This window comes from Bacteroidota bacterium (assembly GCA_016213405.1).
Classification (GTDB): Bacteria; Bacteroidota; Bacteroidia; order Palsa-948; family Palsa-948; genus Palsa-948.
This window is the reverse complement of sequence record JACRAM010000049.1, coordinates 72,744-87,439: the sequence shown is the minus strand read 5'-3', so window position 1 is coordinate 87,439 and position 14,696 is coordinate 72,744. Positions and strand designations below refer to the sequence as shown.

The following is a 14,696-nucleotide window of genomic DNA, read 5'->3' as shown; positions in this document are numbered from 1 at the left end:
TCAAAAGAAAAACTGAAAAGTTTCTTTAGTAACAAACAGGTATGATTACGCGGTAATTGTTACCAGTTTGTTACTCATCCAACCTAATAACCCTTGTAACTATTTGAGCGTTAAAGAGTGTCGGCAATTTTACGAATTCACGAACTACGAAAAACGGATTGGTTCGTAGTTCGTGTATATTAGCAACTTGCGTTAATTAGTTATACCAACCAGTGCTCGGGACGGGAATCGAACCCGTACGGGATTATAAGTCCCACAGGATTTTAAGTCCTGCGTGTATACCAGTTCCACCACCCGAGCGGAAAGAGCATTCATAAAATAGATGGGCAAAAATAATCTAAAAAACTTTCGGGGAGAAGGATTATTTCGTAAGGACGAACTTCTGATTCAGCGCCAATCCGTTTTTGTTTTCAACACGCACAAAGTACAATCCTTCACGGAGATTTGATATATCAATTTCAGACGAGAAAGAAGAAATAGTTTCTTCGTGAACCATTTGCCCATCAATGCTGAAAACAGTAAGGTGATAATTTTCTTCAATTGACTTCAGGAAAGAATTATTGTCAGATTGAATCCTGAATTTTCCGCTTGTAGGATTAGGATAGATGGTAAAAGAAGATGTAAGGGGTTCTTCATTATGAACAGTCAGTAATCCTTTTGTTGTTCCAAACACCGGGCGAATCATCCACGAACCTGCAAGTGCAGACTGATTCCAACCGCTGCCGACATTGTAATACATTTTGCTGTTGGAGTTAGTGTTTTGATCCAGACCAAGATTCAGCAGAGTAGTGGAGGGGTTAGTATATTGAACAAATCCTACATAAAATGTTCCGCTCAATACTTGTTTTGTTTTCAGTAAGTACGGGTAAAACATATTGGTAAGGTTTCCCCAGTCATTATGATAAACATATTCATAGTTGGGAGTAATGATTGTGTCTTCGTATATATATGCTGAACTCGGAACTCCCCCGTTATCACCCCAAACTCTTATTTTAAATTGCTGTTGGTTTACATTCGGACCAATCCAATTGAAGAGCATTTGCACGGCAACGAGCGTATCGGGCTGATTGAGAGAAAATTTATAAGCAATTTGCCCGCCAGCAGCATTCAACCCATATCCTTTTTCAGCGGTTCCGTCATCATACGCATAATAGTTTGAAAAAGTTTGTGTGAAGCGGAGCGTGTCGTTCCATTTATCTATGTCGGAGATAGGGGGCGTTAAAACGCATTCAAGAAGAAAAGAAGTGTCTTGGGTAAGAATCGGGAAAACGTAATTTGGCGGAGTGGTAGAAATGGGAGGATTTGCAAATGGTGCGTAGTTGCAATATCCATTTGTGCTCCACGAATAAATATTTCCAGCATTTAAAGAATCAGACGCTACAGGGTTTAATGCTGAATTATAAATTGTATCTGTGAAAGAAACATTTTTTGTGACAGTATCATTGTTCCTAATAAAAAAAGTAAGATTAGATTTCATTTCCGATGCTTGATATTGTTCCCACGGCATAGCATAATAATTTTTTAAAAGAGAACGTGAATTGTAAACAAAAGCCACGTCATCAAAAATTGTATCTGTCATTGAGCGGTTTTTATCCAGATACACATAATCAATATGCCAGTGGTCAACGTTCCCTGAAACGGTTGCGTAATTTCTGAACCGGAACTGGAATCCGTTTTGTAAATAGGACAGGTCGGTAATTGGGATAATGACCAAATGAAATCCTGTATCGGGCGTAACCGGATTATAGCCGTTTTTATACCATACAGTTTTCCATGCAATGGAATCTGCCAGCAATGGATTTTTAAACTGAAGAAGGAGCGTATCGGAATTTTCAGGATCGTTTCCTCTTCCATATAGGAAACTGCTTGCCTGCCAGAAGAACGAAAATATAACTGACGAATCGGGTGGCAGAGATGATAGATTGATGGGCTTAGAAGTTAATGTGTCTGCGCTTTCTGAAGAATTGGCGCTGGCAAGCGTGTCATACGGGCAACCTGATTTACTCACGCCATCAAACGTTGCAACTCCAAGCGTTGGCGGAGCAATGGGATAATCACGGTTGATGAATACATTGCTGTCGAGCCAGAGAAAAGCATCGGGATAAATATCATCTTTTGAAAAATCATCCAGAAAAGGAAGCGAAACAGTATCAAGTTTTACGGGATTGATTCTGAGAGTTGAGTTTCTTACTTCATTATATTTTTTTACGACAACAGGGTTTGTGGTTAAATCCATTAATACCTCTTGAGAAAAACAAAATGAATGATGAATGATGAATAATGAAAACAGCAAGATGGATTTCTGCCAGCATGTAGTAACCTGCAACTGCTCCGAACTCCGAAGGAGTCCCCTTCGGGGAGGAGTCCATTCGGGATAACCTGTAACTTGTTTTTTATTCATTATCAGTTGTATCAGCAGTTGTTGTAATGATTTTTGTGCTCATATATAAATCAACCGAAGTGCCCGGATTGATCAGCGCATCTGAAGAACAAACGGGACTTTGCTTATACACTTTTGCATTTTCTTTATCGGAAGAAGTTTTACAGTCGTTGCAAATCACCGCACCTTCGCTCATTCCATTCTCAGCAAGTTTAGCCGAAGCTTCCTGATGTGTTAATCCAACCACACAGGGAATATTCATTAGTTCCCCTTCCTGCCCTTTGCCAAGCACCAAATCAATTACGCTTCCTTTCGGAATCATTTCTCCAGCTTCAATTTTTTTTCCTTTCATAGTTTGCACGAGCACGCAGTTAACACAGGGGTCAGGCCGGTAATCTCTTCTTCCCGCTTTAAGTCCGTATGAATCCAACATCGCAAGCGCCTGCCTCATGGATGCATCCACCAGATTCGGCATCTTCACCAGCGGTGCCATCTTGGCACTAACGGTCAGGTATATAATTCTATTTTGTTTGACGGAAGAATTTTTTTCAGGATCCTGCTTAACCACTACTCCTGCAGCAATTTTTGCATCGAAAACGGAATCAATCACTTCGTATCGCAAGTGTTTGTCGGAAATAAACTTGTCCAGTTCGTCAATTTTTACATTTAAAAAATCAGGAACCGTGATTAATTCTCCGTGATGCGTGAAACTTCCGAGCGATTTGAAAGAAACCCATAATATAAGAAATCCTACAGCAAGCGAGATAATAAAATGAATACGGAAGCGTTTGCTTCTTAGAAAAAGTAAAATATCTTTCACAGAAATTAACAATGATGTATTGACAAATGTATGAATTATCTCTCTTAAAGGTGTTTCAAACTTTCTACATTTACTCTGTAACTCACAGTATTTAAAAATATTTTATGAAGAAAAATATTGCAGTTGTAACGGGTGGGTATTCAGGAGAAGCGGTGATTTCCCTTCAAAGCGCAGAGGTGGTAATCAAATACCTTGATGCCGGGAAATACAACTGCTATAAAATCATTCTTACAAAAGAAAAATGGATTCTCTCTCAGGATGGAAAAGAATTCTCAGTTGATAAAAACGATTTTACAGTAGCAGTAGGAGGGAAGAGAATAAAATTTGATTGTGCCTTCATGGCGCTGCACGGAACTCCGGGCGAAGACGGAAAACTTCAGGGGTATTTTGATATGATTGGAATGCCCTATACAAGCTGCGGAGTAACGGTTTCTTCGCTTACATTTAATAAAGCATTTACGGTGGCAACGCTCGGAAGATTAGGAGTTAATACGGCTCAGTCAATGGTGACGAATAAAAAAGATAAACTATCTGCCGATGATATTCTTTCAAAAGTTTCTCTCCCTTGTTTTGTCAAGCCGAATGAAGGCGGATCGAGCATTGGTGCCACTAAAGTGAAACATAAAGAAGAATTAATTCCTGCAGTGAACCTGGCGCTGAAAGAAGGAGAAGAAGCCATAATAGAAGAATTCATTGAAGGAACAGAAATTACTTGCGGAGTAATCAGCTATAAAGGAAAAGTAAAAGCGCTTGCTATTACTGAAATTGTTTGCCATACAGAGTTTTTTGATTTTTATGCGAAGTATAAGGACAAAGCAACTGAAGAAATTACTCCGGCAAGAATTCCTCTGGTCATTGAAGCAGAATGTAAAAATCTAAGCGAATACATTTATAAAGCGCTTGGATGTAAGGGAATGATTCGCATTGATTATATTGTAAAGAAAAATAAACTGTATATGCTGGAGGTGAACAGCATTCCCGGTATGACGGAAAGAAGTCTGCTTCCACAACAGGCAGAATATGCCGGCATATCAAGAAAAGAACTTTTTGGAAATGCGGTTGAAGAAGCGTTGTTATGAATTAACGTTTCAATTCATTTAAAAACTTAGCAAGTTTCTTTACTGCGATTGCCCGATGGCTTATTCTACTTTTTTCTTCCAATGACATTTCAGCAAATGATTTATTGTACCCATTCGGAATGAAAATAGGATCATAGCCAAAACCTTTTTGTCCTTGCCTTTTGGTTAAAATAATTCCATCTACTTTCCCTTTAAACAAATACTCTTTATTTCTGATTATCAATAATATAACAGTAATAAAAGAAGCATATCTATTTGACGTATTTTTCATTTCTTCCAAAACCTTTTCAATATTCTTCTCAGAATTTTTTTCTTCGCCAGCGTAACGGGCAGAAAGAACTCCGGGTTTTCCATTCAAAGATTCTATTTCAAGACCAGTATCATCTGCAAAACAATCTGCTTTGTATTTTTTGTAAACATATCTTGCTTTCTGCTTTGCATTTTTTTCCAGCGTATTTCCTGTTTCTGGTAATTCTTCATCACAGCCAATATCTTTTAAACACAATAAATTAAAACCATTCTTAAGAAGATGCTGAACTTCCTCAATTTTATATTTGTTGTTTGTTGCGAAGACTAATTCCATATCAGGATTATGGGTAAATTTGTCTGTGAATTATCCGAAAATTTCAATAGTTACTCCTTCCTACAATCAAGGCGAATATCTTGAAGAGACAATTCTTTCTATTGTCAATCAAAAGTATCCAAATCTTGAATATATCATCATTGATGGAGGAAGTACGGATAATTCAGTTCAGATTATAAGAAAGTATGAAAAATATTTGAAGTATTGGACAAGCGAAAAAGATATGGGACAAAGTGATGCGATTAATAAAGGATTGAATGAAGTTACAGGCGATTTATTTAATTGGATTAACAGCGATGATTTACTGGAAGAAGGTTCTCTTCAAAAGATTGCCAACACGTTTCGTAAAAATTCAGACAAGAAAATTTTTTGTTTTGCTCTTAATTATCTGAAAGGAAACCGAAAACAGTTATTTAAACCAAAAAATAACCCGTCAGATAGTCTGCAATGTTTTTGCGAACCGATAATTTCGCAGCCAGCAACCTTTTTTTCGGTAGATGCAATTAGCAGCGCAGGAATCATTAATACTCATTTGCATTATTCTATGGATTATGAGTTATGGCTCAGGATGGTATTTTTATTTGGGAATGAATCTATATACGTATCTGACGATGTTATTGCCTCCTTTCGTATTCATGACGAAGCGAAGACTTTTAAAGGGGATGAGAATTTTGTAAATGATATCGGAAGCATTTTTTATTCTCTTTCAAAAAAAATAGGATTGAAAAAATATTCTGTGGTGCTACAGGAAGTTTGTCAAATAAAAAAAGAATATTCATTTGAACTGCCAGCTGAAAAAATAAATATTTCTCTTGCCGAACACATGATAATACATTTTCTGTTAAAATGGAAAAGAAATATTTTTTCAAAGAACGATTTTCTTTCTTCTAAGTTGATTTTAAATAAAATAGATTTTAATAAAGAAGATTTATCCCCAAAAGAAAGAATCTGGCTGAATGAAATGAGAAGAAATGCCGCACCAACATCATGGCTTGAATTCAGAGCGAAAAGGAAAATCAGATATATACTTTCAAAATAATATATGAGTAACCCGGCTGTTTCTGTATTGATGCCTGTTTACAATGTGGAACAATATGTTGGAGAGGCGATTGAATCTATTCTTAAACAGAATTTTTCTGATTTTGAGTTTATTATTATCAACGATGGCTCCACTGACAAAACCCTACAGGTAATAAATTCTTATTATGATAATCGCATCCGCGTATTCAGCAATGACAAAAATGCAGGAATAGCAAGAGCATCAAACATTGGGTTAGTTCATGCAACCGGCAAATATATGATGAGAATGGAGGGAGATGATATTTCTCATCCTGAGAGGTTAGAAAAACAATATCGATTTATGGAAAATCATTCTGAGATAGGAATATGCGGAACTCACATGCAATTATTTGGACAACAAGACAGCATCTCAAGATGCTCCATGGATGACGAAGAAATAAAAGCCGGGCTGATTTGGAGCACTACAATGAATCACGGTACTATCATTATGAGATTAGACCCGATACGCAAGAATGGATTTTTTTATAATGAATCTTTTCCTATGGCTGAAGATTGGCTTTTTTTTTATAAAGTAAAAGATGCAATGAAATTTGCCAACCTTGATGAAGTACTTTATTTTTACCGTAAAGGGGAGCATAATACCACAAAAAAATATTCGGCAAAATCCTGGATGATTAATTCCCATGTGCATAATATTATTTTGAAAGATTTCGGGTTCAATTTTTTGGAAGATGAATTGAGACTCCATCAATTTATTCTTGCTCAGTTTTCTCTTTCACCAACAGAAGAGGTTGTCTGGCAAGCAAGACAATGGTTAGATAAACTCATCAGCTATAATCGAAAAGTGCATGTGTATCAGCAAGAAGTATTTGAAAAAATAGCTGAAGAAAAATGGAACGCATTGTTTTTTCGTTTAGTTCCGTATGGGTTTAATGTGATTCGTGCTTACTTCTCCGTTACAGGCATTTCAAGGAATCATCTTAGCTACTATCTGAAATGTACATTGAATAAACTTGTTGGAAAAAAATAAGAATGAGAAAAAAATCGTACGAACATATTATCAGGAGTTACGGTGAAACAGGAAAACTTGTTTGTGGAGATTTAGTGTTTTCAGATAATCGTAAATATGCAGATGCCTGTGGATATAAAGGATTCGAAAGATGGAAATACTTTTTGAAAATCAGGCGCGGATATTTTCATGCATCTTGGAAATTATTTCTTGCTATTTTTTTTAAACGGTGTTATTACGGTCCCTTTAAGGGTGAGTTCGGAAATTTTCTTGGACACAATCTTCCCTTTCTTGCTTATCTGCATTCAAAAGGCGTTAAGATTTATTATTGCGGCATGCTGCTTCATAAATCATTTCTAGTTGATGAAAATGGAAAGAGCATTATTTATAAATGGTATGGATTAAGAGATTTTTTCAAAGAAGTTTCTCCTCAGCAAAACATTACAATCCCACCGGCAGATGTACAAATTGAAATCGATAAATTTGAAAAAGAAGCAAAGAGTTCCATATTTCCTTTTTTTAATATTGGCGACCCCTATTATTATTGGTTTATTCATAGAACATGGATGCTGAAAGGATTTATGAAGACAATAGATTTTGGGAAAATTTATAAATCAAAAAAGAAAAACTCTGTTGTAATTTTTCCAAGAAGCAAGGGATCAAAATCCACTTCGAATAATGGATATCCCTGGGATTGGGAAGAAGTAGTGCAAACGGTTAAACCTTATTTTGAAAAAGTTTATGTGCTTGGCCATCCTGCGTTTAGCAGTGCCATACAATCGCATGAGAATGTTGAAGTAATAATTACTGATGACAATTCAAAAATTATTGAAAAGTGCTGCAATAGTAATTTAATTATTACCCAGCATTCCGGCACATGTTATCTGGGAGAATATACAAACACGCAAGTCCTGATTATTTTTAAGGGAAAGTTTCCCATAGTAGGGATAAATGATTCTATTGTTTTCAAAGAATTCATTGGAAAAAAATATCCGTTTGAATTTGCCTTTTCACTGCAGGAGATAGAAGAGTATGTAAAAAATTTTCCCTCCTTCCGACAGAAATTGTAACTTTGGTTACTTCTCGAAATCAAATTATGATACAAAATGTATTGATCACCGGAGTGGCTGGTTTTATTGGTTCCAACCTCTTAGATCATTTGATTTTACGTACAAACTGGAAAATTACTGGAGTTGATAATCTTACTACAGGAAGTGAAGATAATATCCGGCATCATTTGACTAATCATCGTTTCAAATTTATCAAACAACGCTGCAGTGACATCAAATCCTTAAAAGAATTCGATTGTATCTTTCATCTTGCTGCTCTTCCTCGTATTCAACCAAGTTTTGATTTGATAAAGGATCATGTGGAAGCAAATCTTGTACAGGGAATTCATTTGATAGAACTCATGGTGAAAGAAAAGTATTTTCCGCGATTTGTATACAGTGGTTCAAGTGCGATTTACGGAAACCCCAAACTTATTCCTACCAATGAGAATGAATCAATCAAATGTATGAATCCCTATGCTTTTCAGAAATATGAGTTGGAAAAATATCTTGAGTTAATATCGGTAAGATACCCTTCACTGAATTATGTTGTGCTGAGGTATTTCAATCCGTACGGACCAAGAAGTTTTAATCCCAAAAATCCCTTTAATCCTTACAGCAGCGTAGTTGGAATTTTTTTGAACAAATGGAAAGAAGGCAAGCCGCTTCTTATTACGGGTGATGGTAGCCAGCAACGGGATTTTATTCATATCGCTGATTTGACCGAGGCAAATTATTCTGCAGCGGTTCATCCAGAAAAGTTAAACACAGCATTTAATATTGGTAATAGTTCTACCACTAGCATTCTTGAATTAGCAAAAATAATTTCTGATAAATATGAATTTATTCCAAAGAGAGAAGGTGAGGCGGATATCACTTTTGCGGATATAAGCAAGGCAATAAGTGTACTCAACTGGAAACCTACATATATATTGGCAGAATACATTAGTGATTTTAAGAAGAAGCATTCATAGTTTATTTATAAATGAAAAAATTTCTTTTTTTTGTTGCGCTTACTCCTACTCAATTGCTTACTCCATTAAGAAAAAATCTTTTCTTGCAATTCCTTAATGCTCTCGAAAATCAAACCTATCAAAACTGGCAGGCGATTCTGATTGGAGAAGAAGAAAAAAATGATGGACGAATTATTTACAAAAAAACTTATTTGAAAACTAAATCTGAAAAACTCATATCTGCATACAAATATTTTTTGACTCTTAGAGAAAAGCCGGATTATATTATTCGTCTTGATGATGACGATTTAATTTCCCCAAATGTTTTACAAAAAGTTGTTACGTGTTCTGTTGATTTTGATTGTTACGCAGATAAATATCATGCATATTATGATGTTGTTTCGGGGCAAGTCTGCCATGTGCAAAATGCGTGGATGCCAAATACAATTATTCATAAAACAAACCATGCAATCTCTTCTTATACCCACGATGCAAAACCGTTAGTGCTGCTCGACCATAGTAAATACTGGATGGAATATTATCTTGGTAAAAGAATTATATGGGAAAATAAAACAACACCAGTCTACCTTAGAATCATGTCTCCAACCAGTATAACAAGCGGAATGAGTTCGCAGTCTATTATGAATTTTTCCACAGATATACTTAATAATTACCACAGGAAAACAAAAGGGATCGGAAAATGGAAAAATGAACAACCTGAAGAATTTGCTAACTATATAAATGTTTTAAAAAATGATTGGAAAAAAATTAGCGGACTATCTCATGTTCAATTTAAACACTCTTTTATTGAAACACTTTTAAAAAAATTTGTTTTATGATTGGATTGTTTAAAATCTTTTTCTATTATTGATTTTTATTTACATTACAGATTATTTAATAGTTTATATTTTTTACTATAATTAAAAATGATTTAATGCACTCTCAGATCAAAGTAAGTGTTGTCATTCCATGTTATAATGTAGAACGTTATTTAGAAGAGTGTATAAACTCTGTGCTTAATCAGAAATATAATCAAATAGAAATAATTTGTGTAGATAATAATTCCACCGATAATACAAATAAAATATTACAACAAATTCAGAAATCTGTCCCATTACTTATTATTACAAATGAAACCCGGCAAGGAGCATGTTTTGCCAGAAATACTGGAATGGAAATGGCAACTGGTGAATACCTTCAATTTTTAGATGCTGATGATTTATTGTTTCCTGAAAAGATCAGTACACAGGTTTTAATTCTAAACACTTTGTCAGATAAATTACCTGCAGTTATTGTTGGAGAAAGTTATAGGGAAGATGTTTTAAAAAAAAGAAAAGTAATTCTATCAGAAAAAAATGATATATGGCTTGGATTACTTTCAACACGATTAGGAAATACCTGCTCTAATTTGTGGAAAAAAAAAGATTTACAAAATGTTGGAGGATGGAATAATTATTATTCAAGCAGTCAGGAGTATGAATTGCTGTTTCGATTAATGAAAAATAATGCCAAGATAGCTTTTGATAATAATAATAATACTCTTGTTCGCGATAGAGAATCAGGAAGCATATCATCTTCAAATCTTTCAGGAACATGGAAACAATATTGCAGTTTGAGAGCAGAGATTATTAATTATATTATTCAAAATAATATAAATCTTTCTATGCATAAAAAATATTTTCAGGTATTATTTGATTCGATACGGACTTTAGCGAAGTATGATTTGCAGAGCGCATATTATCTCTTTCAAAAACATATTCCTTCAGATTTCATTCCCAAAAAATCTTCTGTTACATCCAATTCATATTTATTTTTGTATGATATTTTTGGATTTCAAAATTCAGAGCGAATAAAAGCAATGTTCTCTTGAAGATATTATATTTTTCTCCCAACCCTTTATTAAGCACATCCGGCAATACCGGATATGGAACTCATATTCGGGAAATGATATGTGCATTCAAGCAGCAGGGGAATATTGTGGAGGAATTAATTATAGGAAATAACGATTATCCATTTGAGAGGATAAATCAAACTAACAAAAACTTTCTAAAGAAATTTGTGCATAAATATATATGGAGGTCAGCAAAAGACTATGCTTTGATTAAAAGAGACAAAGATTCAGAGCGATTAATAGAAAAAACAATAAGACAATTCAATCCAGACGTTGTTTATGAGCGTGCATCTTTTTTATGCTCTTCAGGGCTGAATATTTGCAAAAGATTTAATATTAAATATGTTGTTGAAGTAAATGCTCCTTTTTCCCAAGAGATGAAATGGTTTGAAGGAGCCAATTCTTTTTTCGGTTCTGTCTCTGATCGAATCCTCAGAAGTCAACTCAATTATTCTAATAAAGTAATTACTGTTTCATCCGCTCTTAAAAACTATTTAAAAGAATATTGCAATGACGATTCGAAAATTACTGTAACACCTAATAGTGTAAATGAAAGTACAATTCAAATAGATAGTTTATGCCAAGATCAGTTGAAAAAAAAATATGAAATAACCCAAAATACAATTGTAATAGGATTTGTTGGTTCGATTTTTCCATACCATGGAGTAGATTTATTAATAAAAGCTTTTTCAGAAGTTAAAAAAATATTTTATAATCACGATATCAAACTTTTGATAGTTGGAGATGGATATATGTTAGAAGAGTTAAAGCAACTTACAAAAACTAATAAGACAGAAGATGATGTGATATTTACAGGTTCTGTAAAACATGAAAACATTTTCACATATATTGATTTGATGGATGTTACAGTGATGGCAAAGTCAAACTGGTATGGTTCACCGGTAAAAATATTTGAATACGGTGCACTTGGAAAAGCCATTATTGCTCCAGATGTTTCTCCTGTTAGAGATGTTATGGAAGATGGTGTAGATGGTTTATTGGTTCAACCTTCAGTTGAAAAAATTTCAGAAGCATTGAATAAATTTCTTGGTGATCCTGATTTGAGAAAAAAGTTAGGAAACAATTTTAAGAGTAAGGTTTTAAGTAATTACACATGGTATCAAACGGCTGAAACAATTCTCACTACTTTCAATATATGAAGATTGCGCTTTTAACCGATGGTATTTTTCCTTATGTGATAGGAGGAATGCAAAAACATTCCTATTATTTAGTTAAGTATTTGTCAAGGAATGGTGTTTCAGTTGATTTATATCACACCAATCAGAGTGCTTATGATATTTCAAAGCTCGAGTTGTTTTCTGAAGAAGAAAAAAAACATATTAATTCACATGTAATCGATTTTCCTGATTTTAGAAATTTGCCCGGACATTATATGCGCGAGTCTTATGAATATTCAAATAAAATTTTTAAGGCATTCCAAAATAATTCCAATATAGATTTTGTTTATGCAAAAGGTTTCACCGGATGGAAACTTATTGAAGAAAAGAAGAAAGGATTTCAATGCGCTCCTATTGGAGTTAATTTTCATGGCTATGAAATGTTTCAAAATGCTCCATCTTTCAAATCTAAACTAGAGCAGATTTTATTTCTTAAAAAACCAGTTTTGTATAACATTCGTAATGCCGACTACGTGCTTTCTTATGGAGGAAAAATAACAGAGATAGTTTCATCATTGGTTGTCAAGAAAAATACAATTATTGAAATTCCTGCTGCCATAGAAAGTGACTGGCTTATTGGTTCTATCCACCCAGCAGGTAAAAAAAGAAAATTTTTATTTATTGGAAGATATGAAAGAAGAAAAGGTATAGAAGAGCTAAATCAAGTCTTGAAAGAAATGATTATTGAATATGATTTTGAATTTCATTTTATCGGGCAAATTCCTGAAAATAAAAAAATAATTTCAGAAAAAATATTTTATCACGGCATCATTTCAGATTCTGAAAAAATAAAATCTATTACTGCAATATGTGATATTCTGGTTTGTCCAAGTTTTTCTGAGGGAATGCCCAATGTTATTTTAGAAGCAATGGCATGCGGACTTGCTGTAATTGCGACTGATACTGGCGCCATAAATCTTTTAGTATCTTCACAAACAGGCTGGCTGATTGAACCAGGTAAAATGTTTATTAAGCGATCAATGATAGAGGCAATTCTTTCTTCTGACGGATTAATTAACCAGAAAAGGGAAGCAAGCGTTCAATTAATCAGCAAGGATTTTATTTGGGACAAGATAATATTCAGAACAATTAATGAAATAGAAAGGGCTGCAGTAAAATAATATACATGGATTTAGTTGAAGCAAGTGCTAGAGGGTATGATCAGGCAATTCGCCACCCATGGGAACTTGCACGACTTCATGTTATAAAAAAAATTATTAGCAAATATCTTCTTATTTCCAATGACTCAATTATTCTCGACATTGGGTGTGGTGATTCTTTTGTTTCAGAAAATCTAGCTAAAGAATATGAGACTTCAATGATATATGCTATGGATATTGCTTTTACAGACGAAATAATAAATAATTTCAACCAGCGATTTAACTATAAGAATCTTCGTTTATACAGTTCTCAAGATGAATTGAAAAATAATATAAATAAACCAGTTACTGTTGTCTTGCTTACAGATGTGATAGAACATATTAAGGATGATGTAGAATTTCTTAATAGGCTCCTTAAGCAAAATTTCATAGACGATAAAACGGTTTTTTTAATAACTGTTCCCGCCTATCAATCTCTTTTTTGTTCACACGATAATTTTCTTGGTCATTACAGGCGCTACACAAATAAAGTGCTAATGCAAAATACAGATGCTGCTGGGTTAACTACTATTGAAAATGGATATTTCTTTTTCACATTACTTCCTTTTCGTCTTTTTCAGGTTATTAAAGAGAATATTTTTAATCTGAAAAAAAAGGAATCATCAACAGACCTTGCAACTTGGAAAGGTGGTTTATTTCAGGCTGAGTTTTTAAAATTTATATTAATTTGTGATGCTGAATTTTCTTTTTTTCTTAAAAAGTTAGGAATCAAACTTTGTGGACTTTCTAATTACTCGCTATGCAGAAAACATGTTTGATCATACCTTGTTATAATGAAGCTAAACGACTTTCTGTTGAAGCTATACAGAAGTTCATTAATGAAAATGATCACGTAAGTTTTTTCTTTGTCAATGATGGAAGTAAAGATGCAACGCTGCCGATTCTTGAAAGCATGCAAAAAAAAAATGTAGAAAAGATATTTATTCTGTCTTTGAAGATAAATAAAGGAAAAGCTGAAGCAATCCGTCAAGCTGTATTGGATGCGATGAATTGGAGCAGATTTGAAGTAATTGGATTTTGGGATGCAGACATTTCAACCCCGCTGGCTGAATTAAATAAGATGCTTCGAATTATGAGAGATGAACCAACAAATGAAATAATTATTGCTTCACGTGTAAAGCGGTTAGGTGCAATTATTGAAAGAAAACGTATCCGCCATATTTTTGGAAGAATATTTTCTACTTTTTCGAGTTTGATTCTAAAGCTTCCTGTTTACGATTCACAATGCGGAGCAAAAATTTTTAATACTACAATACTTAGCATCGCTTTTTCAGATCCATTTATTTCAAAATGGCTTTTTGACGTTGAAATTCTTGCCAGAATCAGAAATAAATATGGAACAGAAAATGCAAAGCAAATAGTTTATGAAATGCCTGTTTCACATTGGGCTGATGTGTCTGGTTCTAAAATTCGATTTACTCATTATCTTAAAGTTCCTTTTGAGCTTTTGAAAATTAATAATCATTATAACAAATAACCTTGTTTCTGTTATTAGCAAAAAATATATTGATTTCATGAATACTTCGAATAATGATATCTTTTTTAATAGCAATCATATAAAAATAGGTTTTGAA

The 14,696-nt window shown here is 33.9% G+C and carries 14 protein-coding genes and 1 tRNA gene; 11 read left to right on the top strand and 4 right to left on the bottom strand.

The window, feature by feature from the left end; genetic code table 11:
* Nucleotides 1–213 precede the first annotated feature (213 nt).
* The 3 genes from HY841_05190 to HY841_05180 all read right to left on the bottom strand — a co-directional run bounded on the left by HY841_05190 (nt 214) and on the right by HY841_05180 (nt 3,200).
* Nucleotides 214–300, bottom strand: a tRNA-Leu gene (locus tag HY841_05190).
* Nucleotides 301–361: 61 nt separating this feature from the next.
* Nucleotides 362–2,401: a T9SS type A sorting domain-containing protein gene (locus HY841_05185; protein ID MBI4930135.1), complete on the bottom strand. Its 2,040-nt coding sequence runs from the start codon at nt 2,399–2,401 to the stop codon at nt 362–364.
* On the bottom strand, nt 2,394–3,200 hold the full coding sequence (locus tag HY841_05180; protein MBI4930134.1) for a PASTA domain-containing protein: 807 nt from the start codon (nt 3,198–3,200) through the stop codon (nt 2,394–2,396). Before HY841_05180 ends, HY841_05185 begins: the two co-directional genes overlap by 8 nt.
* 104 nt (nt 3,201–3,304) lie before the next feature.
* Here HY841_05180 and HY841_05175 point away from each other — a divergent pair, with 104 nt between their 5' ends.
* Nucleotides 3,305–4,279 (top strand): D-alanine--D-alanine ligase, encoded by a 975-nt coding sequence (locus tag HY841_05175; protein ID MBI4930133.1) that lies wholly within the window; start codon nt 3,305–3,307, stop codon nt 4,277–4,279.
* 1 nt (nt 4,280) lies between these two features.
* On the opposite strand, the gene HY841_05170 is transcribed toward HY841_05175, so the two are convergent.
* A complete protein-coding gene (locus tag HY841_05170) occupies nt 4,281–4,862 on the bottom strand; it encodes a non-canonical purine NTP diphosphatase (GenBank protein ID MBI4930132.1) in 582 nt (193 codons plus the stop codon).
* Between the two features lie 25 nt (nt 4,863–4,887).
* Here HY841_05170 and HY841_05165 point away from each other — a divergent pair, with 25 nt between their 5' ends.
* The 10 genes from HY841_05165 to HY841_05120 all read left to right on the top strand — a co-directional run bounded on the left by HY841_05165 (nt 4,888) and on the right by HY841_05120 (nt 14,599).
* Entirely contained in the window at nt 4,888–5,901 is a 1,014-nt protein-coding gene (locus HY841_05165; protein ID MBI4930131.1) for a glycosyltransferase, read from the top strand.
* Between the two features lie 3 nt (nt 5,902–5,904).
* The gene (locus HY841_05160) at nt 5,905–6,912 is read left to right on the top strand and encodes a glycosyltransferase family 2 protein (protein MBI4930130.1); all 1,008 of its coding nucleotides are present in this window, start codon (nt 5,905–5,907) and stop codon (nt 6,910–6,912) included.
* Between the two features lie 2 nt (nt 6,913–6,914).
* The gene (locus HY841_05155; GenBank protein MBI4930129.1) at nt 6,915–7,961 is read left to right on the top strand and encodes a hypothetical protein; all 1,047 of its coding nucleotides are present in this window, start codon (nt 6,915–6,917) and stop codon (nt 7,959–7,961) included.
* 26 nt (nt 7,962–7,987) lie between these two features.
* The gene (locus HY841_05150) at nt 7,988–8,914 is read left to right on the top strand and encodes an NAD-dependent epimerase/dehydratase family protein (protein ID MBI4930128.1); all 927 of its coding nucleotides are present in this window, start codon (nt 7,988–7,990) and stop codon (nt 8,912–8,914) included.
* Nucleotides 8,915–8,925: 11 nt separating this feature from the next.
* Nucleotides 8,926–9,732 carry a glycosyltransferase family 2 protein gene (locus HY841_05145; GenBank protein MBI4930127.1) on the top strand — a complete coding sequence of 269 codons (807 nt, stop codon included), beginning with the start codon at nt 8,926–8,928 and terminating at the stop codon, nt 9,730–9,732.
* A gap of 95 nt (nt 9,733–9,827) precedes the next feature.
* Nucleotides 9,828–10,763 carry a glycosyltransferase family 2 protein gene (locus HY841_05140; GenBank protein MBI4930126.1) on the top strand — a complete coding sequence of 312 codons (936 nt, stop codon included), beginning with the start codon at nt 9,828–9,830 and terminating at the stop codon, nt 10,761–10,763.
* Nucleotides 10,760–11,944 (top strand): glycosyltransferase family 4 protein, encoded by a 1,185-nt coding sequence (locus HY841_05135; GenBank protein ID MBI4930125.1) that lies wholly within the window; start codon nt 10,760–10,762, stop codon nt 11,942–11,944. The genes HY841_05140 and HY841_05135 overlap by 4 nt, the downstream gene beginning before the upstream one ends.
* A 152-nt stretch (nt 11,945–12,096) precedes the next feature.
* Nucleotides 12,097–13,083, top strand: a complete 987-nt coding sequence (locus HY841_05130) for a glycosyltransferase family 4 protein (protein ID MBI4930124.1) — start codon at nt 12,097–12,099, stop codon at nt 13,081–13,083.
* A gap of 5 nt (nt 13,084–13,088) precedes the next feature.
* The gene (locus HY841_05125; GenBank protein MBI4930123.1) at nt 13,089–13,880 is read left to right on the top strand and encodes a methyltransferase type 11; all 792 of its coding nucleotides are present in this window, start codon (nt 13,089–13,091) and stop codon (nt 13,878–13,880) included.
* Complete coding sequence (locus HY841_05120) at nt 13,862–14,599, top strand: glycosyltransferase (GenBank protein MBI4930122.1); 738 nt, start codon at nt 13,862–13,864, stop codon at nt 14,597–14,599. The genes HY841_05125 and HY841_05120 overlap by 19 nt, the downstream gene beginning before the upstream one ends.
* The last annotated feature ends 97 nt before the right edge of the window (nt 14,600–14,696 follow it).